Source organism: Sulfitobacter noctilucae (assembly GCF_000622365.1).
In the GTDB taxonomy this organism is placed as follows: domain Bacteria; phylum Pseudomonadota; class Alphaproteobacteria; order Rhodobacterales; family Rhodobacteraceae; genus Sulfitobacter; species Sulfitobacter noctilucae.
In genome coordinates, this window is record NZ_JASC01000014.1 from 979543 (window position 1) to 1002783 (window position 23241).

The 23241-nt window shown below is 59.4% G+C and carries 19 protein-coding genes; 10 read left to right on the forward strand and 9 right to left on the reverse strand.

Annotation, left to right across the window (positions count from 1 at the left end):
- The first annotated feature begins 46 nt into the window (after window positions 1–46).
- From trkA to Z945_RS0114915, 5 genes are all read left to right on the forward strand, one after another.
- On the forward strand, window positions 47–1423 hold the full coding sequence (gene trkA / locus Z945_RS0114895; protein WP_025052899.1) for a Trk system potassium transporter TrkA: 1377 nt from the start codon (window positions 47–49) through the stop codon (window positions 1421–1423).
- A 47-nt stretch (window positions 1424–1470) separates the two neighbouring features.
- Window positions 1471–2991, forward strand: coding sequence for a TrkH family potassium uptake protein (locus tag Z945_RS0114900; RefSeq protein WP_037971358.1), 1521 nt, complete (start codon window positions 1471–1473; stop codon window positions 2989–2991).
- Between the two features lie 179 nt (window positions 2992–3170).
- Complete coding sequence (gene hfq / locus Z945_RS0114905) at window positions 3171–3410, forward strand: RNA chaperone Hfq (RefSeq protein WP_007119530.1); 240 nt, start codon at window positions 3171–3173, stop codon at window positions 3408–3410.
- A complete protein-coding gene (gene hflX / locus Z945_RS0114910; RefSeq protein ID WP_025052901.1) occupies window positions 3407–4705 on the forward strand; it encodes a GTPase HflX in 1299 nt (432 codons plus the stop codon). Before hfq ends, hflX begins: the two co-directional genes overlap by 4 nt.
- A 90-nt stretch (window positions 4706–4795) precedes the next feature.
- Window positions 4796–5197: a DUF2177 family protein gene (locus Z945_RS0114915; protein ID WP_025052902.1), complete on the forward strand. Its 402-nt coding sequence runs from the start codon at window positions 4796–4798 to the stop codon at window positions 5195–5197.
- 45 nt (window positions 5198–5242) lie between these two features.
- Here Z945_RS0114915 and Z945_RS0114920 read toward each other — a convergent pair whose 3' ends face one another.
- The 3 genes from Z945_RS0114920 to Z945_RS0114930 all read right to left on the reverse strand — a co-directional run bounded on the left by Z945_RS0114920 (window position 5243) and on the right by Z945_RS0114930 (window position 9106).
- Window positions 5243–5803, reverse strand: a complete 561-nt coding sequence (locus Z945_RS0114920) for a pseudouridine synthase (protein WP_025052903.1) — start codon at window positions 5801–5803, stop codon at window positions 5243–5245.
- Window positions 5800–8268, reverse strand: a complete 2469-nt coding sequence (locus Z945_RS0114925; protein ID WP_025052904.1) for a penicillin acylase family protein — start codon at window positions 8266–8268, stop codon at window positions 5800–5802. The genes Z945_RS0114920 and Z945_RS0114925 overlap by 4 nt, the downstream gene beginning before the upstream one ends.
- A 271-nt stretch (window positions 8269–8539) precedes the next feature.
- On the reverse strand, window positions 8540–9106 hold the full coding sequence (locus Z945_RS0114930) for a lipid-binding SYLF domain-containing protein (RefSeq protein WP_025052905.1): 567 nt from the start codon (window positions 9104–9106) through the stop codon (window positions 8540–8542).
- A gap of 181 nt (window positions 9107–9287) precedes the next feature.
- On the opposite strand from Z945_RS0114930, the gene Z945_RS0114940 reads away from it, so the two are divergent.
- Both Z945_RS0114940 and Z945_RS0114945 read left to right on the forward strand, forming a co-directional pair.
- Window positions 9288–9581 carry a hypothetical protein gene (locus Z945_RS0114940; protein ID WP_025052906.1) on the forward strand — a complete coding sequence of 98 codons (294 nt, stop codon included), beginning with the start codon at window positions 9288–9290 and terminating at the stop codon, window positions 9579–9581.
- Between the two features lie 27 nt (window positions 9582–9608).
- A complete protein-coding gene (locus Z945_RS0114945; RefSeq protein WP_025052907.1) occupies window positions 9609–11312 on the forward strand; it encodes a methyl-accepting chemotaxis protein in 1704 nt (567 codons plus the stop codon).
- Window positions 11313–11320: 8 nt separating this feature from the next.
- Here Z945_RS0114945 and hemB read toward each other — a convergent pair whose 3' ends face one another.
- Complete coding sequence (gene hemB, locus Z945_RS0114950; protein ID WP_025052908.1) at window positions 11321–12319, reverse strand: porphobilinogen synthase; 999 nt, start codon at window positions 12317–12319, stop codon at window positions 11321–11323.
- A 119-nt stretch (window positions 12320–12438) separates the two neighbouring features.
- On the opposite strand from hemB, the gene Z945_RS0114955 reads away from it, so the two are divergent.
- Both Z945_RS0114955 and mfd read left to right on the forward strand, forming a co-directional pair.
- A complete protein-coding gene (locus Z945_RS0114955; RefSeq protein ID WP_025052909.1) occupies window positions 12439–12966 on the forward strand; it encodes a hypothetical protein in 528 nt (175 codons plus the stop codon).
- A 31-nt stretch (window positions 12967–12997) separates the two neighbouring features.
- On the forward strand, window positions 12998–16465 hold the full coding sequence (gene mfd, locus Z945_RS0114960) for a transcription-repair coupling factor (RefSeq protein ID WP_025052910.1): 3468 nt from the start codon (window positions 12998–13000) through the stop codon (window positions 16463–16465).
- 6 nt (window positions 16466–16471) lie between these two features.
- Here mfd and Z945_RS0114965 read toward each other — a convergent pair whose 3' ends face one another.
- The 4 genes from Z945_RS0114965 to Z945_RS0114980 form a co-directional block, all read right to left on the reverse strand.
- Window positions 16472–17704 (reverse strand): multidrug effflux MFS transporter, encoded by a 1233-nt coding sequence (locus tag Z945_RS0114965; RefSeq protein WP_025052911.1) that lies wholly within the window; start codon window positions 17702–17704, stop codon window positions 16472–16474.
- A gap of 99 nt (window positions 17705–17803) precedes the next feature.
- Window positions 17804–18229 (reverse strand): nucleotidyl transferase family protein, encoded by a 426-nt coding sequence (locus Z945_RS19760; protein WP_052862670.1) that lies wholly within the window; start codon window positions 18227–18229, stop codon window positions 17804–17806.
- A gap of 314 nt (window positions 18230–18543) precedes the next feature.
- Window positions 18544–19185 carry a DsbA family oxidoreductase gene (locus Z945_RS0114975; protein WP_025052913.1) on the reverse strand — a complete coding sequence of 214 codons (642 nt, stop codon included), beginning with the start codon at window positions 19183–19185 and terminating at the stop codon, window positions 18544–18546.
- Window positions 19182–20672 carry a class I adenylate-forming enzyme family protein gene (locus Z945_RS0114980; RefSeq protein WP_025052914.1) on the reverse strand — a complete coding sequence of 497 codons (1491 nt, stop codon included), beginning with the start codon at window positions 20670–20672 and terminating at the stop codon, window positions 19182–19184. The genes Z945_RS0114975 and Z945_RS0114980 overlap by 4 nt, the downstream gene beginning before the upstream one ends.
- 65 nt (window positions 20673–20737) lie before the next feature.
- Here Z945_RS0114980 and Z945_RS0114985 point away from each other — a divergent pair, with 65 nt between their 5' ends.
- On the forward strand, window positions 20738–21361 hold the full coding sequence (locus Z945_RS0114985; RefSeq protein ID WP_025052915.1) for a helix-turn-helix domain-containing protein: 624 nt from the start codon (window positions 20738–20740) through the stop codon (window positions 21359–21361).
- A gap of 54 nt (window positions 21362–21415) precedes the next feature.
- Here the strand turns inward: Z945_RS0114985 and Z945_RS0114990 are convergent, their stop codons facing one another.
- Window positions 21416–23233: an extracellular solute-binding protein gene (locus Z945_RS0114990; protein ID WP_025052916.1), complete on the reverse strand. Its 1818-nt coding sequence runs from the start codon at window positions 23231–23233 to the stop codon at window positions 21416–21418.
- Between the last annotated feature and the right edge of the window lie 8 nt (window positions 23234–23241).

The following is a 23241-nucleotide window of genomic DNA, read 5'->3' on the forward strand; positions in this document are numbered from 1 at the left end:
AGGGCCAGTGCTGGCCTTCCCGCACAGGCTGCGTTAGGGGCCAGGCATGAAAGTAATTATTTGCGGTGCCGGTCAGGTCGGTTGGCAAATCGCCCGGCATCTGAGTGGCGAGCGAAACGATGTAACGGTTGTGGACAGCGACCCCGATCTTGTGCGCCGCGCCACCGAAACGCTTGATGTGCAAGGGGTCGCTGGCTTTGCGAGCTACCCTGATGTGCTGGACCGCGCTGGTGCCCGTGATGCCGAGATGATCATCGCCGCGACGCATTCGGACGAGGTCAATATGGTCACCTGCCAGGTGGCCCATTCGGTCTTTGGCATCAATCGCAAGATTGCCCGCCTGCGCAGCCAATCCTATCTGACGGCGATCTATTCCGATCTTTACCGCCGCGATCACATGCCCATCGATGTGGTCATCAGCCCCGAGAAAGAAGTCGCCGCCGCCGCGCTGCAACGGCTTTCGGCACCCGCGTCCTTTGATACCGAAACCTTTATGGACGGCATGGCGCACTTGCTGGGCATTACCATCGAAGACGAATGTCCGGTGGTCAACACCCCCCTGCGCCAGCTCAGCGATCTCTTTTCGACCCTGAGAGCCGTGGTGGTCGGGGTACGCCGCGATGGCACGCTGTTTGCGCCGGAAGCCAAAGACCAGCTCTTCGTGGGTGACGATTGTTATGTCTTTTGTCACCGCGATGACATCTCGCGCACGATGGAGATCTTTGGCAAGACTGTCAGCAAGCAAGAACGCGTGGTTCTGGTGGGCGGCGGCAATGTCGGCTTGGCCGTGGCCAAGGCGCTGGAGGCCGATCCCCGCCGCATCCGCACCAAAGTGATCGAAAAGAACCGCCGCTGCGCCGAACGTGCCGCCGAAGCGCTCGAGCGGACGATTGTGTTGAACGGCGACGGTCTGGACGCGACCTTGCTGGCCGAGGCTGGCATTGCACGGGCGGACGCCATGCTGGCGATTACCGACGACGACAAGACAAATATGTTGACCTGTGTTCGTGCCAAGGCAGAGGGCTGCCAATATGTCATTGCCCTGATTAACGACCCGACGTTGGTACCATTGATGACGCCACTCGGCATTGATGCCTATATCAATCCCCGCGCCACGACCGTTTCGTCCATTCTGCGCCACATCCGGCACGGGCGCGTGCGGGCGGTTTACTCCATCGGTGATGCAGAGGCCGAGGTGATTGAGGCCGAGGTGCTCTCGACCTCGCCCATCGCAGGCAAAACCGTCTCGGAAATCGATTTTCCCGAAGGCGTTCTGATCGGGATGCTGCGCAAAGGTGACAAGGTGATCCGGCCGCTGGGTAAAACCCGCATCGAGGAAGGTGACACGATCGCGGTCTTTGCACTGGCCGAAGACGTGCCCGAGGTGGAGCAGCTGTTGCAGGTCTCCATCGACTTTTTCTAGCGCTGCCACGCCAAAAGGAGCCGTCCTGAGTGAGCCGCAAAAGCTATATGCGCAAAGAACTGTTGCACCTACCGCTGTTGTTGCAGCTGTTCGGCACCGTTGCGCTATCGATGTTCGCGCCTGCGGTGCACGGTCTGGTGGTGCGCGACTTGGACAGTGCGCGCGCGTTTTTCTACGCCGGGCTTCTGGGTCTGGTGATCTTCTTGATGATGGCCGCCGTGCTGAACGGCAGGCGCAACCAGCAGACTGCATTGGGGCCGCTGCTGTCCTTGTTCGGTGCCTTTGTGCTCTTGCCCTTCTACTGCGCCGTGCCCTTTCTCGAAGCGCTGCCGACCACGCGCCCGTTGAACGCCTATTTCGAGATGGTCAGCGCAATGACCACCACTGGCGCTACGATGTTTCAGGACCCGGAACGCCTGAGCGGGACGCTGCATATGTGGCGCGCGCAAGTGGGCTGGATGGGTGGATTGCTGATGTGGGTTGCAGCCTCTGCCATTCTGGCACCGTTGCATCTTGGCGGTTTCGAAGTCACTGCCCAGGCCGAACCTGGCCGCCGGGATGCGGCCGGTAGTGCGCGTTCCGCGCCGTTGGACCCCCATTTGCGGGTGTGGCGTGCCACCCGTGCGCTGGCTCCGATCTATGCAGGACTGACCCTGCTTTTATGGCTCTTGCTTCTCGGCGGCGGGGAAACCCCGTTGACCGCGCTGTGTCACGCAATGTCGGTGCTGGCGACTTCCGGCATATCGAATGTGGGCGGCGTGCAAATCGGGTCTGTCGGGATCACCGGCGAAGCGGTGATGTTGCTTTTCATGCTCTTCGCGCTCTCGCGTCTCACGTTTTCAAAAGACACCGTAACCGCCACCCAGGGCGGTCTGAGAACCGATCCGGAATTCCGCATCGGCATCTTTCTTGTGACGGCGGTGCCGGTGTTCATCTTCATGCGCCATTTTCTGGGGGCCTATGACGTGGCCGCGATGGAGAATCTGACAGACGCGGGATATGCGCTTTGGGGCGCTGTGTTTACCGTGATGTCGTTCCTGACCACGACGGGCTTTGTCTCCGAGCATTGGGCGGCCGCGCAAAACTGGTCGGGGCTGGGCACGCCTGGCCTGGTGTTGATGGGGCTCGCCTTGACCGGCGGCGGTGTGGCCACGACCGCGGGCGGTGTGAAGCTGCTGCGTGTTTTTGCGCTCTATCTCAATGGCCGCCGCGAGTTGGAACGGCTGGTCCATCCCCATTCGGTAAGCGGGCAGGGGGTGGCGGGGCGCCGCCTGCAAAGCAATGGGGCCTTTATCGCCTGGATCTTTTTCATGCTCTTCGCGCTGTCTTTGGCCGCGATCATGCTGGCGCTGACCCTTGCGGGCAGTACCTTTGAACAGGCGCTTGTGCTGTCGGTGGCCAGCCTGTCGACTACTGGGCCGTTAACGCAATTTGCCGCAGATGCGCCCATCCGTCTGATTGAACTCAGCGATGCGGCCAAGATGATCCTCTGTGGTGCTATGGTGCTGGGACGGCTTGAAACCTTGGCGATCATCGCGCTACTGACTCCGGATCTCTGGCGCTCTTAAAGGACGCTTGGTTGGTACTCGACGGGCGCGATGTTGCTGCGTTGACACTGATCCGCGTCAAAACTGCAACCATCTAAAATATTTGGGGTGGAAACTCCGGCGCGTGACATTCATAGTCGGTCAAAACGGGGGGCCCGACATGCGGGTGCCAGCAAGAAAAAAAGAAGCGAGAACCTAAAATGGCGTCTGACAGACAGAATCTTCAGGATGCGTTCCTGAATCATGTGCGTAAAACCAAAGTACCCGTCACCATCTTTTTGATCAACGGTGTTAAGCTGCAAGGTGTGATCACTTGGTTTGACAACTTCTGCGTTCTGCTGCGCCGCGATGGACAATCCCAGCTTGTGTATAAGCACGCGATTTCAACCATCATGCCAAGCCAGCCGATCAGCCTGTATGAAGGCGAAGACGCTTCTTGAGCAAAGCGCCCTTTCAGATCGACGATACAGAAGGCCCACGCGTCACCCGCGCTTGGGTTCTGCATCCCGAAATCCGCAACAATCCCGACCGCCGCGATCCCGGCCCAGCCTTGGCCGAGGCTGTTTCATTGGCGCGTGCCTTGCCCGCGCTGGACGTGGTCGGCTCCGACATCGTGCCGCTGCGCAACGTGGATGCGGGCAAGCTTTTCGGGAAGGGCAAGATCAAGGAAGTCCATGATCTGCTGGAGGAAAACGAGGTTGAACTGGTGCTAGTCGATGGCCCCGTTAGCCCCGTGCAGCAGCGCAATCTGGAAAAGGCTTGGGGTGTCAAACTGCTTGACCGCACCGGGCTGATCCTCGAGATCTTCAGCGACCGTGCCGCCACACGCGAAGGTGTGTTGCAGGTTGAAATGGCCGCGCTCAACTATCAGCGCACACGACTGGTCCGCGCCTGGACCCACCTTGAGCGTCAGCGAGGCGGGCTTGGTTTTGTCGGCGGTCCCGGCGAGACTCAGATCGAAGCGGACCGCCGTGCCATTGACGACCAGTTGGTGCGCCTGAAACGCCAGTTGGAAAAGGTGGTAAAGACACGCGCATTGCACCGTGCGGCACGGGCCAAGGTTCCTTATCCGATTGTCGCCTTGGTGGGATATACCAACGCCGGGAAATCCACCCTCTTCAACCGTCTAACGGGGGCGGAAGTGATGGCTAAGGACATGCTCTTTGCCACCCTCGACCCTACGATGCGCAGTCTCGTCCTGCCGGATGGCCCCGAGATTATCCTCTCTGATACGGTGGGCTTTATCTCCGATCTGCCGACTGAATTGGTCGCAGCGTTCCGCGCCACATTGGAAGAAGTGCTCGCAGCGGACATCATTCTGCATGTGCGCGACATCAGCCACGCGGAGACGGAAGAACAGGCGCAGAATGTTGCCGATATTCTCTCTTCTCTCGGTGTGCCAAAGGAAACCCGCAGTTTCGAGGTCTGGAACAAGGTTGATCTGCTGCCCACCGATGCCGCCGATGCCGTGCGCGCGCGGGCAGAAAGGGACGAAGACGTCATCGCCATTTCCGCCATTACGGGTGAAGGGCTGGACGGGTTACAAGAGGTCGTCGCCATTGCGCTGCAAGGCGCAGTGCGCGAGGCTGACCTAAGCTTGAGTTTTGCCGAGGGCAAAAAGCGCGCATGGCTGTTTGCACAGGATGTGGTGATACGAGAGGCCCAGACGGAAGAGGGCTTTGACCTGACGGTCCGCTGGTCGGCCAAGCAAGAAGCGCAGTTCCAGCTTCTCTAGAGCCTAAGCAGACATCAAAAGCTTTTGACCTGAAAATTCGAATTTTCCAATCTGTGCTACATATCAAGTGCATCACACTGGAGCACTGTTATGCAAATCATCACTCTTTACCTGTCGACTTTCGTGATCTTCATGGGGCTGGATTATCTCGGCCTCAGCTATCTGATCAAACCCACGTTCGAGAGGGACATCGGCCCCTTGTTGCTCGATCAGTTCCGCATCGGCCCGGCAATCATGTTCTATGCCTTCTATATTGCAGTGCTGTTGTGGTTCGTCTCATATCCCGCGATGAGCCAAGACAAGAGCCTGCTGTGGGTACTGGGGAATGCCGCGCTGATCGGCGCGATGGGCTATGGCACCTACGAATTCACGTCGCTTGCGGTGATGAAGGACTGGACATGGACTATGACGCTGACCGATTTTGCATGGGGCACCTGCCTGACCGCAGTATCGGCAACCGCCGGCGTGGCGATCACCCGCGCTGTTTTGTAGGCCGTTTAGGCGCTCATCAAGGTGAAGGGACGGGATTGCTTTTGGTCAGGCACCTGTCTCTGTTGCCCAACGCCATGCGCCGGGGGCCAGATCATTCAGGTGCCAGTCGCCGACGCTGGCCCGGATCAGGCGTAGCGTTGGCAGGCCCACATGGGCCGTCATTCGCCGCACCTGCCTGTTGCGGCCCTCGCGGATGGTGATGCGCAGCCAGGCATCAGGCACCGTCTTGCGGAACCGCACAGGCGGGTCGCGGGGCCAGAGATCAGGTGCCTCGATTTGGGCCACCTCAGCGGGAGCGGTCTTGCCATCTTTCAGCACAACACCGCTGCGCAGTGCAGCTAAGGCTTCAGCCTCGGGTGTTCCTTCGACCTGCACCAAATAGGTCTTGGGGCGCTTGTACTTCGGATGCGCGATCCGGGCTTGCAGCGCGCCATTGTCGGTCAGCACCATGAGGCCTTCGCTGTCACGGTCCAGCCGCCCGGCGGGATAGAAGCCGGGCTCGTTGATAAAACCAGATAGCGTTGGTCTGCTGCTGCCCTCGGTTCCCTTGTCGGTGAATTGCGACAGAACCCCAAAGGGCTTGTTGAAGAGGATTACGCGGTTCATTCGGATGCAGGGGTCAATGTTGTCACACCAACCGACGCCGCGCGGGCGAGGTCTGCGTCCAGCGACATGGGGATATACTCACCGCGCCGCCAAAGCTGCGCCATATCGTCATAATGCCGCGACAGGAAATGCCCTGACTGACCCGTCGAGGTTACAAAGACAGACGAATTAGGATCCGCGAAATCATATACTCCACGGTATCCGGCACCGTGTACGTTATGAAACGGATTGGGCATGCTGCCCTTGGTCTTGCCACGCTGCAGCGTATTATCCCCGCCGCTGGTGGATTGGCGGATGTTCACAAAATACCGCAGCACCGGCACGTTGCCCAGCACCTGATGGTCATGCGTTGCCTGATGCGCATCGCCCCAGCGCAGGCTTTCCAGCTGCGTGCCCCATGTCTCGTTGATCCACAAAAGCGCATCATCCAGTGCCAGCCGCGCCATCTCGGCGCAGGTTTCCACGCGGGCCGACTGGCGCACATCACACCAGACAGACGCCCCGTCGACATCGCGGAACACCCGCTCGATGAACAAAGGCTGCACATGGTCAAATTCGTCCGCCAAGGGGCCCAGTTCGTCCTGTATAAGCCGCGCCTGCAAGCTGCGCAGCCAGGCCGCATAGATGAGCGGTTCGGGCAAATGTTCGTTCATCTCGCCCGACCAGCCCGCCAGCAGGATCAATGCACGCTGGCGCTGGCGCTCGGGCGTGCCATCGGGGGCGGCCTCGCCGGTGAACCACAGCTCGGCACCGATCAGCGGCAGCAACGACCGCGCGGTAAAGCTGACCGTGTCTAACTGCGCCTCGATAAAGCTGTCGCGGGTATGCACCTGCCGCGTCTGCATCAGCCGTTGCCAACGCTGCACGCGCTGGGTGTCACCCCAGACATAGGACACATGACTGGGGAAGGGCCGGTCCACCATTTTATTGTTCGTATTGCCCAGAATGCCGCCCTGAGGTGCGATAAACTCCGGATTGTTCGCATAGGGCATGCGGCCTTGCCAGCGGTTCGTCTCGACCCATCCCTGGCTCGGCATCCGGCCTTGCGAAGCATGGGCGGCATCGCGCTTTGGAATGGCACCGATGGTCTTCATGGCGATGTTCTCGCGGTCGACCAGTGTAAGGTTTTGCGAGGGCGCGAGATAGGTTTCAGCAGCCGCGATGCCTTGCTCGACGCTTTTCGCCTCCATCAACCGCATCGCGGCCCCAAGCGAGGTATCGGCCGAGTCAAGCACGGTCCAGTTCACTGTGGCCACATGACCGGGGGGCGTTATGCTGGCGAGGTTGTAATGACTGCCGGGCAGAACCGGCCCGTTGTCTGTCCAACGCAGCGTGAGAGTGACGGGATCTGCATTTTTCACGGTAATGATCGAAGCCCGCGTGGTGAAGTCCTTGAACCCGTCTGGCGTGCGGTACTGGCCAGAGTTGTCGGGGTTCAGCTCTTCGACATAGACATCCTGATCGTCCATATAGGAGGACGTCAGCCCCCAGCCCAATGCATCGCTGCGTCCGGTCAGTACAACTGGCATGCCGGGGATCGTCCCCCCGATCACACCACCAGATTGCAGCTCGAGCCGTGCAAGATACCAGATCGCCGGCGCGGTAAAGCCAAGGTGCGGATCGTTGGCAAGAAGCGTCCCGCCCGAGGCCGAGCGGGCAGGGGCCGCGGCCCATGCGTTTGACGCGCCCGCCAGTGCGCGATCCTTGAAAGGGCTAAGCGGATGCGGATAAAGCGGCTGATTTTCGGCATAGCGCGGTACGCTGGGCACAAGTGCGGCATATTCAGGCAAGGCCGCGATGCCGGCACCGGGGCTGTCGGGCAGAATATCCAGCAACCGCTTTTGATCCGGCAGCGCCAAAGAGGTACGCGCACGGATCACCTCGGCCTGAAGATGGCCTGACAATTGGACACCCATGAGTTTGGTGATCGCGATTGAATCCGCCCCGCGCCAGGGTGCCATTGGCGCATTGAACAAAAGCATTTCCGGCGCACCACGTCCCAAAGCTTCGCTGTTGATCTGCTCAAGTCGGGCATTCACGCCCGCTGCATAAGCCTCCAGAGCGGCACTGGTTTCGCTGTCCAAAACTTCTGCCGACTGGACCGAGAGCCGATACAGATCCAATCTGCGCAGCAGACGGTCGATATCCAGCGTGGCACTGCCAAAAACTTCGCTCAACCGACCTTGCGCCGTGCGGCGCAGCATGATCATCTGCCACATGCGGTCCTGCGCATGGGCAAAGCCGAGACCAAAGAAGACATCCTTGTCGGACTGCCCGAAAATATGCGGTACATTGGCATTATCACGGACAATCTCGACCGGGGAGTTCAGGCCGCGCACGGCGACGTCGTCAGTGTAGTCCGGCAAGGACCGCGAGGCGAGCCAATAGACTGTCGCGATGCTGAGCACGCTCAACATGATCAGGCCAGCGGCAAGGCGGATAAGCCAGCGAAAGATCAAGGCCATAGGACGCTCCGATTGGCACGACAGCCATCGGTTCGGCTCGCGCGGATGCAAGGATAACCTTCGCATAGCGTACCTGAGTGTGGAGGAAAAGCGGCAGCCTGTGGATTGGCGGCTAACGTGTAGCTCTCACGCTGCGTCAAGGGGCGTGCATTGCGCCCACGAGGTCTTGAAGGTCTTTGGAAGAAGTATTGATATTGAGAAAGTAAAAATCGCGCCATCGCAGTAAACTACGGCGCGATCTTAAACTTCGGTCAAATGATTTACGGCGGGTTCAAGGAATGATCCGCGTGTATTTCGTGCCGTCCAATGTCGCACCAATGCGCAGGCCTGCACGGCCAAAGACAGCGGCAAGCACTGGGGCAAGCGCTGTGGTTGTCTCGGCTTCAACGGAATCGCCACGGTCGGAGATAACATATTCGAGGTTGGCCCCAGCAGCCCAACCCGGCGAACGACGAAAGCTCATCAGCGCGTCTTCGGTCATGAAAAACAGCACATGCGCGTATTGCTGCGCACCGATCTGCAGCCCGCCGGACCCTTTGACCACCGAGTAATAATCAACTGTAATATCGTCGATCAACAGTGCACCGCGGCCGTATGCGCCGCCCAGACCCAGACCCGCTTCGGTCACCAGCGGCATCACAAGCATGCCGTTCGATTTTTGCGCAAGCTGCACCGTGTTGGGATAGGAGTTATACATCTCGTTCAGCGTTGCCCTGACCCGTGCGTCGATCAGTTGGGAGCCGCGCCCGCCCACACCGTTACCGCAAGCGGCAAGCGCCGTTCCTGCTGCCATAGCGCCCAGCGTAAAGCCGCGCCGCGAATAGATCGGATTGCTCATTTTGTCTGCCCGTCATTGTTGCCTGGTGCCGGTTTGCCCGGCTTGGCAAAAACTATAAGCGGTTTTTCGCGATCTGTCATGGGCTTAAGTCGCTTGGGCGAAAATGTGCTGTTCTTTCTTGCAGGGCAAATTCCTGTGGCCATTTAAGTCCGTATTAATCCATACGCGTTTATTGGAAGGCATGAAGTCATCTTTTGAAAATTTTGCCATCGCTGTTTTGATCGGTTTTGCCGTTTTGGTTGGTCCGCTTGCAGCACTTGCAGGCAGTCCGGTCACCGCTGACAGCAATCTTTTCCTCGTGATTGGTCCGAACGCGGCAGAGATCGCTGCACAGGCTGGAGGGCAAGAAGTTGGCCCGATTTCCGCCCCCCTTGCGGTTATTGCCGCGGGCGGTGCCTTGTTTGCGCAGAACCTCCGTGGGTCCGGTGCATGGGCAGTGCGTGACGCAGGTCGGCTGGCATTCTTGTGCAGTTAGAAACCCATTATCCGAAGAGGCCACTAAATGATTAAGAATTTGGGTCGTTTATCTGCACAGCAGTTCATCACGGGGATGGTCATTGCGATGGTGCCCTTCGTTTCCTTGGCCAGCGTTATCGCAGGGACACCCTTCTTTGTAGGGCCGCTGTTCTCTGTGATGATGGCATGTATCGCCATCGCCATGTCTGTCTCGGATCGACAATCAAAACCCGTTCTGGGTCTGGCTCTCATCGGGCAGTCAATCGCCTTGACGGCGGCCTTTTCCGGCCATGCCTTGCAGATTGACAGCCATATGACATTCTTCGCATTCTTGGCCTGTCTGGTTGCCCTGCACGATGTGCGCACCGTGGTTTTTGCGACCGTGGCGATTGCACTGCATCACCTGTCATTGGCAGTCTTGTTTCCCAACCTCATCTATCCCTCCGCATCTCTATTGTTCAGCATTGAGCGGACGGCCATGCATGCGGTCATCGTTTTGATCGAAGCAGTCGCGCTGGTGGCGTCTATCATCCGGATAAAGCAGTTGTTGGCCGAGAACGAAAGGCAGATTGCCGAAGTGAAGGTGGCCACCGCGAATTCGGAAAAAGCGCGCACCGATGCCCTCACTGCCAAAGCCAGAGCGGAAGCCAATGACAGGGTCGCTCAGGAAGCGAAACGGGCGGCAGAAGCGGCGTTAAAAGCCGCTGAAACCGATCGTGCAACAGCGCAGGAGGCCGAAAAACGCAACCGCGAGCTTGATCATGCACGGCAAGAGGAAGCGATGCAGAACTCCGAGGAATTGCGGGGGGTCATTGTGGCGCTAGGGCAGGGACTAGAAGCGCTTTCGCAGAAAAACGTGAGCGTCCGTCTAGAGACTGCCTTTCCAGCTGAATACGAAGATCTGAGATCGGATTTCAACGTCACCTCAACGGCCCTGAACCACGCTTTGCGGCAGATGTCGGAAGAAAGCCATCAAATGCTTGAGGAAGCGCGGCGTATGGGCGATCGCATAGATATGGTCACGCAAACCGCCTCTGCGCAGGCGACACGAACCGAACTTGCGTCGGGCGAGATGCGATCGGTCGTGCAGGGCGTGCGCGATACGGCCTCCGAAGCGTCCGCAACCTCTGCTGCGGTAATGGATGTGGAACGCTCGACCGAGGCCAGTGCGGATGTGGTAGCGCGCGCCTCGGCTGCAATGACGGAAATTGATCAATCAGCCTCACAAATTTCGGCAATTATCGACGTGATCGAACAAATCGCATTTCAAACCAATCTACTTGCCCTCAATGCGGGGGTCGAGGCGGCGCGGGCAGGGGATGCGGGTCGCGGTTTTGCGGTGGTCGCATCAGAAGTGCGCGCCCTTGCGCAGAGGTCCTCTGATGCCGCGCAAAACATCAGTGAATTGATCATCAAAAGTCAGAAACACGTCAAACTTGGCGTCAAACATGTCTCGGACACCGTTGGATCGCTGCATTCGGTCAAATCGGGCGTCGAGGCGATCTCGGAGCGGATGCAGACCATCGCCTCGCGGTCCCTTCAGCAAGCGGATGTGATCGGCGGTATCAGCGATACCATCCAGACGGTGGAGCGGGAGAGCAAGCAAAGTGCGGTCGCGATGGACACAATGGCGAAAGACACCCAGCGGTTGACGCAACGCGCAGGCGATCTGATGTGCCAATCCGCTGAATTCGTCACCGAGGGCGGCTCGACCATTCCGCCAGTGCAATTACACAGACGAAGCGGATAATTGCGATATCAAGCGTTCAGCAGACGCGCTGCTTGCGGAGCGAAATAAGTGAGCACGCCGTCACAGCCTGCGCGTTTAAACGCCATCAGACTTTCAAGCATGATACGCTCTTGGTCGATCCAGCCGTTCTGCGCGGCGGCCATGATCATCGCGTATTCCCCCGACACTTGATAGGCGAAGGTCGGCGCACCAAAGGCGTCTTTCACCCGGCGGCAAATATCCAGATAGGGCAGGCCGGGTTTGACCATGACCATATCCGCACCTTCGGCCAGATCACGGGCGACAAGGCGCAATGCCTCGTCTGAATTGGCGGGATCCATCTGATAGGTCTTCTTATCGCCCGTCAGCGCACCGGAGGCACCCACCGCATCGCGAAACGGTCCATAAAACGCAGAGGCATATTTCGCGGCATAACTCAGGATCATCACGTCGGAATGGCCCGCGCCCTCCAGCGCGGTGCGGATCGCGGCAATCCGGCCATCCATCATGTCGGACGGTCCGATGATATCGACGCCCGCCTCGGCCTGCGCGAGGGACATCTTGACCAAGGCCTCGACCGTGCGGTCATTCACGATGATGCCATCCTCGACAAAGCCATCGTGACCATTGATGTTGTAGGTATCCAGCGCCACATCGCTCATCACGGCCATGTTTGGAAATTTCGCCTTGATTGCGGCGATGGCGCGGTTGGCGTGATTTTGCGGATCCCACGCGCCCGCGCAATCCTCTGTCCGCTCTTCCAGGCCTGTGTAGGGAAAGATGCACATCGCGCCGATCCCCAGGGCATCCGCCTCTGCCGCCGCTTCGACCACCTTGTCGACAGAGCGGCGCATCACGCCGGGCATCGACGGCACCGACTCCTCTATGCCCTCACCAGAGCGCACGAAGACCGGCCAGATCAGATCGCCGGCTTCTAGGCTGTTCTCGCTCACCAAGGCCCGCACGGCAGGGGTGGCACGGGTGCGGCGCAGACGGGCGGCGGGGAAGGGGGCGACAATGGGGTTCATGCAAAAATACCTCAGATTTCCTGCTCTCAGTCTTTCCATGAAAAATCTGGTGGCTCAAGGGTAGGAATTGCCTGCAACCTTGGGTATGTCGGGCAAACTTTGACCGCAGAGGCGTGAACTTGGATTGGTACCAGACGATATTCGAATTGATCGAGTTGCGGTCTTTCTCGAACCTGTGGTTCTGGATCGCGCTGGCCGTGGTTTGGTCAACGGCAAGTCACTGGGTGCTTGGTGTCCCCTATGACATGGTGTTGCGTGCAAAACGCCACGGCGATCAGGCGATGGTCGATCTGGAAGACATGGTGCGCATCAATGTGAATCGCTTGATTTATATCGGTCAGGTGTCGGGGCTTTGGCTGGCGGCCTTTGCCTGTTTCTTCCTGACCATGCTGGCGCTTTTGGGGTTCTACTATGGAATGGAATTTGCGCAGGCCGTGTTCTTGCTGGGCTTTCCGCTGTCGATCATTGGCATGCTCAGCCTCTCAACCGCCCGTGTGATCCGGTCAGATGACGAGATGGGAACCACAATGATCCGGCGGCTGAACCGGCATCGCCTGTATACCCAGATCATCGGCATGATTTCGATCTTTATCACGGCCCTTTGGGGCATGTACCAGAACATGTCCATTGGCCCTTTGGGCGGTTGACACCCGGCCCGCCAGCGCCAATTGAACGGCCATGACCGAAAACAGCAAAATCACCCTCTCCGGCGTGCCCGAAGGTTTCGACGCCCGCGCCATTCTGGACGAGGTCGCCCGCAGCGGCCCGGTGCTTCATGTGGCCCGCGATGCCAAACGGATGGCCGCGATGCAGGCGGCACTGGCGTTCTTCGCGCCCGACATGCCCGTGGTGATCTTTCCCGGTTGGGATTGCCTGCCTTATGACCGTGTCTCTCCCAACGCCGATATCTCGGCCCAGCGGATGGCAACGTTGGCGGCCTTGGTGCACGGGATGCCGGAGCAGTTCATTCTGCTGACCACACTAAACGCAGCGACACAGCGGGTTCCCGCGCGCAGCGTGTTGCGCGATGCGGCATGGTCCGCGCAGGTGGGCGGGCGCGTGGATGAAGCGGCGTTGCGGGCGTTTCTGGTGCGTATGGGTTTTGTGCAAAGCCCCACGGTGATGGAACCCGGCGACTACGCGATCCGGGGGGGTATCATCGACATCTACCCGCCCGGCGATCTGGGGCCTGTCCGGCTCGATCTGTTTGGCGATACGCTGGACGGTGCCCGCCGGTTCGACCCCGAAACCCAGCGGACGACAGAAAAGCTGGACGTGGTCGAGCTGGCCCCGGTCAGCGAGGTTATTCTGGACGAGCCCGCGATCACGCGCTTCCGTCAAAACTACCGGATCGAATTTGGCGCAGCAGGCACGGATGACCCTTTGTACGAGGCGGTCTCGGCTGGCAGCAAACGACAGGGTGCCGAGCACTGGCTCGCATTTTTTCACGAAAGCATGGAGACCCTGTTCGATTATCTGCCCCGCGCAACGATCACGCTGGACGATCAGGTGACCGCATCAAGATTGGCCCGGTGGGATAGCATCGTGGATCAATACGAGACCCGCAAAAACGCGATGAGCAACCGCTCGAAAATGGACAGCGTTTATAAACCCGCCCCGCCCGAGGGTCTCTATCTTGATGACGAGGCGTGGTTGCTGGCAACGCAGGATCACCGCGTGATCCAGTTTCACCCGCTGCCACAGCCGACGGGCCCGGGCGTGCTGGATGCCGGTGGACGGATTGGGCGCAGTTTTGCGCCGGAGCGCCAGCAGGAATCCATCAGTCTTTTCGGCGCCCTAGCGAGCCATATCAAAGATAAACTCCAAGATGGGCCCGTATTGATTGCCAGTTTTTCCGAAGGTGCGCGCGAACGTCTGACTGGATTGATCGAAGATGAAGGGCTTGCCGAAGCGATTCCCGTGCCTAATGCCAGCCGGATCGGTAAGCGCGGCCTGCATCTGGCCGTTTGGGCGCTGGAACAGGGGTTCGAGGCCAAGGGCCTGACGGTGATCTCGGAGCAGGACGTGCTTGGCGATCGGCTGGTACGTGGGCCCAAACGCAAAAAACGCGCCGAAAACTTCCTCACAGAAGCGCAAAGCCTAACACCTGCCGATCTAGTGGTGCATGTGGATCACGGCATTGGCCGATATCTGGGCATGGAAGTGATCACCGCTGCGGGTGCGGCACATGAATGTTTGCTGCTGGAATACGCCGAGAATTCAAAACTGTACCTGCCGGTCGAGAATATCGAACTGCTGAGCAAATACGGCCATGAAGAGGGGCTGTTGGACAAGTTGGGCGGCGGTGCCTGGCAGTCCAAGAAGGCCAAGCTGAAAGAGCGCATCCGCGAGATGGCCGACAAGCTGATCCGCATCGCCGCGGAACGGGCGCTGCGCAAGGCTCCTGTGCTGGAGCCGCCACCCGGCATGTGGGACGCTTTTGCGGCGCGGTTCCCCTATGCCGAAACGGACGACCAGCTTCGGGCCATCGGGGATGTGGTCGATGACATGACCAGCGGCAATCCGATGGACCGGCTCATTTGCGGCGATGTGGGCTTTGGCAAAACCGAAGTGGCGATGCGGGCTGCCTTTATCGCCGCGATGTCGGGCGTGCAGGTCGCTGTGATCGCTCCGACGACGCTGCTGGCGCGGCAGCATTACAAAAGCTTTGCCGAACGGTTTCACGGCTTTCCCATCGAAGTGCGCACGCTCAGCCGGTTTGTCAGTGCCAAGGATGCTGCCGCGACCAAGGAAGGCATGGCGAAGGGCACCGTTGATATCGTGATCGGCACCCATGCGTTGCTCGCCAAGGGGATCAAATTTCAGAACCTCGGGCTGCTGGTGATCGACGAAGAACAGCATTTCGGAGTGCAGCACAAAGAGCGCCTCAAAAGCCTGCGCACCGACATTCACGTGCTGACCCTGACCGCCACGCCAATTCCGCGCACCCTGCAATTGTCGCTGACCGGCGTGCGCGACCTTAGCATCATTGGCACACCGCCGGTGGACCGTCTGGCGATCCGCACCTATGTCAGCGAATTTGACACGGTGACCCTGCGCGAGGCGCTATTGCGCGAACATTATCGTGGCGGCCAGTCGTTCTATGTGGTGCCGCGCATCTCTGATCTGCCGGAGATTGAGGCCTTCCTGAAAGACCAGCTGCCGGAACTTACCTATGTGGTCGCACATGGGCAGATGGCGGCAGGCGAACTCGATGATCGCATGAACGCCTTCTACGATGGAAAATTCGATATTCTACTGGCCACGACAATCGTTGAATCCGGTCTGGATATTCCCACCGCCAATACAATGATCGTGCATCGCGCCGATATGTTCGGACTTGCCCAGCTCTATCAGATCCGGGGCCGCGTGGGCCGGTCCAAGACCCGCGCCTATGCCTATCTGACCACCAAGCCACGCGCCAAGCTGACGCCGCTGGCCGAAAAACGTCTGCGGGTGCTGGCCTCCCTCGATACCTTGGGTGCCGGGTTTACGCTGGCGTCCCAGGACATGGACATTCGCGGCGCGGGCAACCTTCTGGGCGAGGAACAATCAGGCCAGATGCGCGATGTCGGCTTTGAAATGTACCAATCCATGCTGGAAGAGGCGATTGCCAAGATCAAAGCAGGCGAAATGGAAGGCCTGTCCGAAGCGGACGAGCAATGGGCACCACAGATCAATCTGGGCGTGCCCGTGCTGATCCCCGAAGCCTATGTGCCCGATCTGGACGTGCGGCTGGGCCTCTACCGCCGCCTGTCTGGCTTAAGCACCAAGGTCGAGCTGGAAGGTTTTGCCGCCGAGTTGATCGACCGGTTCGGCCCTCTGCCCAAGGAAGTGAACACCCTGATGCTGGTGGTTCGCATCAAAGCAATGTGCAAACGCGCTGGCATCGCCAAACTGGACGGCGGACCGAAAGGGGCCACGGTGCAGTTCCACAACGACAAATTCGCCTCGCCTGAAGGGTTGGTTCAGTTCATCCAGGACCAGCGCGGTTTGGCCAAGGTGAAAGACAACAAGATTGTCGTACGACGAGATTGGAAATCCGATGCGGACAAGATCAAGGGCGGCTTTGCCATCGCCCGTGATCTGGCCGAACATGTGATCGCCTTGGAAAAGCAGCGTAAAAAGGTAAAGGGCGCGGCCTGAAGCGGCCTACTCTGCAGCTGCCGCAGACATCCGCTCCAGCTTGCCCAGATAAAGCATCAGAGCCAAGCCGAGTGCGGCCATGACCAGCACCGACAGCACCAGGGGGCTGATCGAGCCGTCAAAAAGCAATCCGACCGGCGATGCAATGAAGGCTGCAAGCACGGTGGACACCGCTGCGACCACGGAGGCCGCGATGCCTGCGATGTGGCCCATCGGTTCCATTGCAATCGCGTTGAGGTTGCCCAAGGTCAGTCCGGCCTGAAAGAATAGACAGGTCTGAAACACTACGAACGTCGCAAAGCCATAAGGTTCGGGCAAAGCGCCGAGGTCGAGGCTGAGGATGACCGTGGACAGGACGACTTGCGCGGCCAGCGTTACAGTCACCATGCGGCGCATACCGAACCGTCCGACCAATGCAGCGTTCAACAGGCTGCCACTGCCTGCGAGGATGCCGACAGCGCAGAACCAGTACGGAAAGCTCTCCGCCCGGTCATAGACTTCGGCATAGATGGGATGGACCATCAAAAGGATGCTGAACAGCATCCCCATCGCCAGAGATTGTGTCAAAATGGAAATCCGCACCGCAGGATGGGCAAAGATTTCGCGCGTGGCGGCCAGCATCAGGTTAAAGCGTACAGGGCGACGCTCGGGTGTAGGCAGGGTTTCGGGCATCCGGAAGCCCATCCAGATGGTTGAAAATGTGCAGAACAGAATGAAGGCCAGAAAAATACCCCGCCAGCCAAAGCCTTCGATGATGAAGGACCCTGCCAGCGGTGCCATGGCGGGTATGACGGTGAAGATCATCATCACGATCGACACGACCTTGGCCATTTCCCGGCCCTTGAACAGATCGCGCACGATGGCTACCGATACGATCCGTGGCCCAGCCGCACCAAGCCCTTGAAACACCCGCGCCAACAACATCAATTCCAGCGACGAACTGGCCCATGCCACGGAGGCCGAGATAATATAGATGCCCATCCCGAGGTAGATGATCGGCCTGCGCCCATATGCATCCGACAATGGACCCGCAAGCAATGTGCCCACGCCCATTCCGAACACAAAGGACGTCAGGATCAGCCCGGCGCGGTTCGCGTCCGTCGGTGTAAGCTCCGTCGCAATATCGGGCAGGGCGGGCAGCATGGCGTCGATGGAGAAGGCCACCGTGGCAAACATCACTGCGATAAGTGCGACAAATTCAAGCCGGCTCATGGTGAGCGCAGGGGTCTGGGTGGTCATATCTCGGGCTCCGGACAAGTATCCGCAGCGATCGTCTTAGCGGCACTGCCAGAGGGCTAATCGAAAAACCTATCCACCACAATAGGTTGAACCGACTTTCTAGCCGACAGCCAGTCGCACGCCCGAATTTTGAACATATCTTAGGGTAGGTCGTGACGATGTACGGGGTACATAAAGCACCTGTGCTATGTCGCTCAAATCATCCAAAGCGCCGCGATGTTCAGCGCCCATCGCAAGGGTCGATACGTTGTAATTGACGATATCCGTGCGTTTCTGCGCCGGATCGTTCTCTGCGATGACCCGGCTGACAAACCGGCAGTTTTCAAGCACTGCCCGCCGCGCAGCAAAGGGCATGTCGCAAGGACAGCCACTGGCTTCGGCCAGCGCATCAGTCGTGCAGCCAACAATAAGCTCGGTGCCCAAGGTGGAGAGTTTGCGCAAGAAACCAATGTGTTCCTGGTGGAACAGATCAAAGCGTCCATAGGTCAGGAGCGTGCGGGGCAAACGGCGCGGGGCCGCGCTCATGCGCGAATGCCGGAGTGCGTATAGGCCGCAGATCCGACTTCATTGCGCCAGATCGCCTTTAATCCTTCACTGGCAGGCGTACTCGAAAGCTCTACCACGCAGCGCAATGGTCCCGCCTGTACGTCGCATAATGCCGATGTGATATGAATAACCGTCACCGTTTCCGGTGGTATCTGCCTGTCTGCCATGTGCCCGCTCGTTTTTGCCGTCGAGGTCTGATGCCTCTTATAGGCAGAATCGTAGGTCACCCGGCGCAGATTGGCAAAGCCCTGATTATGCTGCGTCTGCGTGCTGTGGCTGGAATGCCATAGAAATCACCCGGCTTCGGACAACTCGGCAATAACCTTTGCCCAAAGATCAGGCGGCTGTGCGCCCGGCACGGCATGTTTGCCCCCGACGATGAATGTGGGGACCGAAGAAATCCCCATCTTGCGGCTATGCGCGTCGCGCTCGCGGATGGATTGCGCATCCTCGTCGGTGTTCAGAAGGCGCGTGACCACGGCGGCGTCCATTTCGATGCCATCGGCGATATCGGCCAGCACCTCGTGATCGCCAATGTCACGGGCATCGACGAAATAGGCCTGAAACAGTGCCGCAACAGCGGCGGTTTGTCGGCCCTCGATCCCGGCCCAGTGGATCAGGCGGTGGGCATCCAGCGTGTTCGGCGTGCGCTTCATCGCCTCGAAATTGATGTTCAGACCGGCTTTTTCAGCGTGTTCGACCACCGGCGCATAGGCCTTGACCGCTGCTTCCTTGCCGCTAAATTTGCCCTCGAGATAGGCGCGACGGTCCATGCCGCCCGCAGGCATATCGGGGTTCAGCTGGAACGGATGCCATTCGATCACAAAGGGATGGTCAGGGTGATCTGCCAAGGCCACATCCAGGTGTTTCTTGCCGATATAACACCAAGGGCAAATCGGATCGGACATGATATCAAGCTTGATGGTGTTGGTCATGAAAAGCGTCCCGCTTCAAAGTCTGCGCGCAACTGTCTGCGCAAGATTTTACCGTTGCCGCCCGTGGGTAAGGCATCGACATGGATAAAGAGACGCGGCTGCTTATACCGCGCCAGTGTCTCTTTTGCGTAATCGGTTAGTTTATAGTTATTCAGCGGCGCGGCCGCGGTATAGAAGGCGGCAATCACGGCGGTGCCTTTTTTGACCTCAACCTCGGTCACGCCAACGCTGGTGATGCCCTCCATACCCAGCAGCGTTTCCTCGACCTCAAGGGGTGAGACCCGAAACCCACCCGCGTTCATCATATCATCATTGCGGCCCAGATAGGTGATCTGGCCGTCCTCATCCATCATCCCCTGATCGCCGGTCAGAAACCAATCGGCCTGAAAGCGCTCTTTCCAGAGTTTGGGGGCGTCTAGGTATCCCAGCGCCAGACCCGGATCGGAGCGGTGAATGGCGATGGTGCCGGGTGTATTGGTGCGGGCTGGCCCTTTGGCCGTCAGGATCGCCACCTCGCGGCCCGGTTGCGCGGTACCGATGGCGCCGTCTTTGGCCGGGGTCGTCGGACTGCCCGAGATGAAGGTCGAACATTCCGACATGCCGAACGCCTCAAACACTGGCGTATTGGTGGCTTCGGCCCAGGCCGCACGCACAGCGGCCGTCATCTTTTCTCCAGCACTCAGGCCGTGACGCAGATGCGGCAGATAGGCGGGCGGCATGTCGCGCAGCATCTGGCGGTAAACGCCAGGGGCGGCGGCAAAGATCGTGGCGGCGTGCTCTTTGATCAGGCCGGGCAGGGCTTGCGGTAGCGTGCCGGGGGCGGGGATCAGCGCGGTTGCGCCGCGCGTCCAGGGATCCATCAAACCGGTGCCCAGCGTGTAGGTCCAATTGAAGGCTCCTGCATGCAACAGGCTGTCCTCGGAGGTTAGCCCGTACCACCCGTCAAACATCATCGCCCGCGCCGTGATCGCCCGATGCGCATGCATCACCGCCGAAGGTGTGCCGGAGGTGCCGGAGGTGTAGATGATGTAGCCCAACCGTTCGGGATCGCCCATGTGATACTCTGCCGGGGGCAGATCCCGCATGGCACGCAGGGCGCCGAGCGGGATGGTATTGGGCGCTTCAGGACAGGGCACGCCGGGGTCGTGCAGAATGGCCGCTGGTTTGAGGCCGATGATAATCTTGGCCACTTCCGGTTCCGTCAAGGCGGCAGCGGTGGGCACAGGCACCAAACCTGCGGCCAAAGCGCCCAGATAGGCGAGCGGGAAATCAGGCGTATTGCCCAGCCGCATCAAAACGATTTCGCCCGGGCTCAGCCCATGTTCAAGCAGCCCCGTTGCCGTGCCGCGCACCGCAGCGATCAGACGGGCATAGGTCCAATCCTCTGTGCCGTCCTTAGACAGCAAAGACAGGGCGACCTTGTCGGGGGTCGCGATGCCGGCGCTCAACACATAGGCGGCAAGGTTGAAGGGGTCTGTGGCACTCATACCAGATGCGCTAGCCCAAGCGCCCTTGCGTTGCAAGGTGCGGGCAGGAACGGTATAGCCGAAGCATGAGCGAAAATGCATCTTCCAACATGATCCGCATCGCCCGCGAAAGCGGCGAGGACGAGACATCTCCCCCGGTTGATCTGGGCGCGCGCGTGCGCGAATTGCGCAAGGCACGGGGCTGGACACTGGAACAGGCGGCGGGGCAGGCGGGGTTGGCCCGCTCGACCCTTAGCAAGATCGAGAACGGGCAGATGTCGCCCACCTATGATGCATTGAAAAAACTGGCGGTGGGGCTGGAGATTTCAGTGCCGCAGCTGTTTACGCCTCCTGCGGCGGAAAAGATCAACGGACGCATGGCGGTGACGAAATCAGGCGATGGTTCGGCCAAGGCCACGACGACCTATGAGCACGAATTGTTGGGCGACACCTTGCGCAAAAAGCAAATGCTGCCCTATCGCGCTCGCATCCGCGCCCGCTCTATGGAGGAGTTCGACGGCTGGGTGCGCCACGACGGCGAAGAATTCCTTTATGTGCTGACCGGCGTCATCACCCTGTTCACGGAATTCTACGAGCCCGTCGAGCTACGGCGCGGTGACAGCGCCTACTACGATGCAACGATGGGACATAACGTGGTATCGACCAGCGCTGAAGATGCGACGATCCTCTGGGTGACATCACTGGTCTGAGCGCCGGATGCGGCGTCGTCTCCAGTTGCGAAATGACGATATATTGCAAGCAGGCTATTCCGCCTGATGCCACCAAACCTCGGGCATGAAGTTTGGCCCATCCCCATAGAGCGGAATGCGATCGGGGTATTTCATCGTGCTCTGGTGCGCGATCAGCCCCTCGTCGAATTGCCAGAACGGGATCACATAACGCCCGGCGGTCAACAACCGGTCAAGGGCGCGGGTCGCGGCATTGAAGTCTTCGGCAGTGGTAGCTGCCAGCATGGCGTCGATCATCGCGTCGACCGCCTCGCTTTGCACCCCCATCAGATTACGGCTGCCTTCCTGTTTGGCCGCCTCCGACCCCCAATAGAACCGCTGTTCGTTGCCGGGGGACAGAGATAGGGCGCGACGAAAGTGCGCCATATCGAAATCAAAAGCGTTGATCCGCGCGGTCAGTTGCGCCTCGTCCACAGCCTCGACCTGCGCCTCGATGCCCAATCGGGTCAGCGCCTGCACATAGAGCTCTGCAATTTTCCCGTGCTCTGCATTGCCCTTCGAGAGCAGAACAGAAAACCGCAACGGCTTGCCATCCGCATCCCGCATTGTGCCGTCCGCCGCGCTGAAGCCTGCGGCCTGCAATTGCGCCATCGCCGCGCGAATGCCCGCCCGGTTGCGGGCAGAGCCATCTGCGACGGGCAGGGTGTAGCCCTCAAGCGCGCCTTGCGGCAGATCGTCGGTAAACGGAGCAAGCAGGGCCGCAACCTCGGCTGGTGCGGCACCGGGCCGCATCGCCAAAGTCGAATTGGAAAAATAGGACGTGATGCGCGGCAGGGCACCGCCGGTCAGCGTTTCGTTGATAAACTCGAAGTTGAAAGCCTGGATCAACGCATCGCGTACCCGCAGATCGTCAAAAGGTGCGCGGCGGGTATTCACCACAAAACCCGTCATGCCCGATGGCTTTTGATGCGGGAAGGTGGATTTAATGACCTCACCCCGCAAGATCGCCGGGAAATCATACTGGGTCGCCCAGGTTTCAGCGTTGAACTCTCTCACAGCCGAGATTTGCCCAGCCTTGAACGCCTCGAACAGCACGTTTGCATCGCCGTAAAAGTCGATCTTGATCTGATCGAAGTTATGGGTGCCGCGTCTGAACGGGACATCGGCACCCCAGTATTCAGTGTTGCGCGTCAGGGTCACCTGACGGCCTGCATCGTAGTTGGTGATTACATAGGGTCCGCTGCCCAGCGGAATATCCGCAAGCGCCGCATTCGCGAAATCGCGGCCCTCCCATTGCGCTTTGGACAGAATGGGACGCATGCCCGCCAGTAGGGCCAGCTCTCGGTTGTCAGTGTTAAAGGTGATCCGCACCCGGCGCGGGCCGGTCTGTTTGATGCTGTCGATCTGGCTATACAGCCCGGCATAGCGCGGATGCCCTTCGTTGCCCAAAAGCTCGAAGGAGAAGATCACGTCTTCGACCGTGACAGGGCTGCCGTCAGAGAATCGGGCTGCTTCGCGCAGGGTGAACTCGACCCAGCGGCGGTCCTCAGGTACCTCAATCGATTCGGCTAATAAGCCGTAAAGCGCGAACGGTTCGTCCCAGGACCGGCCCATCAAACTCTCGTGAGTGAAAAAAGCCAGCTGCCAGGGTTTGCTACCTTTCAGCACAAACGGGTTCAGACTGTCGAACCCGCCGGTGTTGCCCAGGGTGATCTGTCCGCCCTTGGGCGCCTCGGGGTTGGTATAGGGAAGCGACACAAAATCCGGTGGTAGCGCGGGGTCACCGTACATAGATATCCCGTGCCGTGGTTCGGCCATTGCGAATCCGGACCAAAGAATCAGTGAAGAAACCGCTGCAACGCCCCGTAGTTTTTGGAAAAAGTCATTCGCCATCTGCGCAA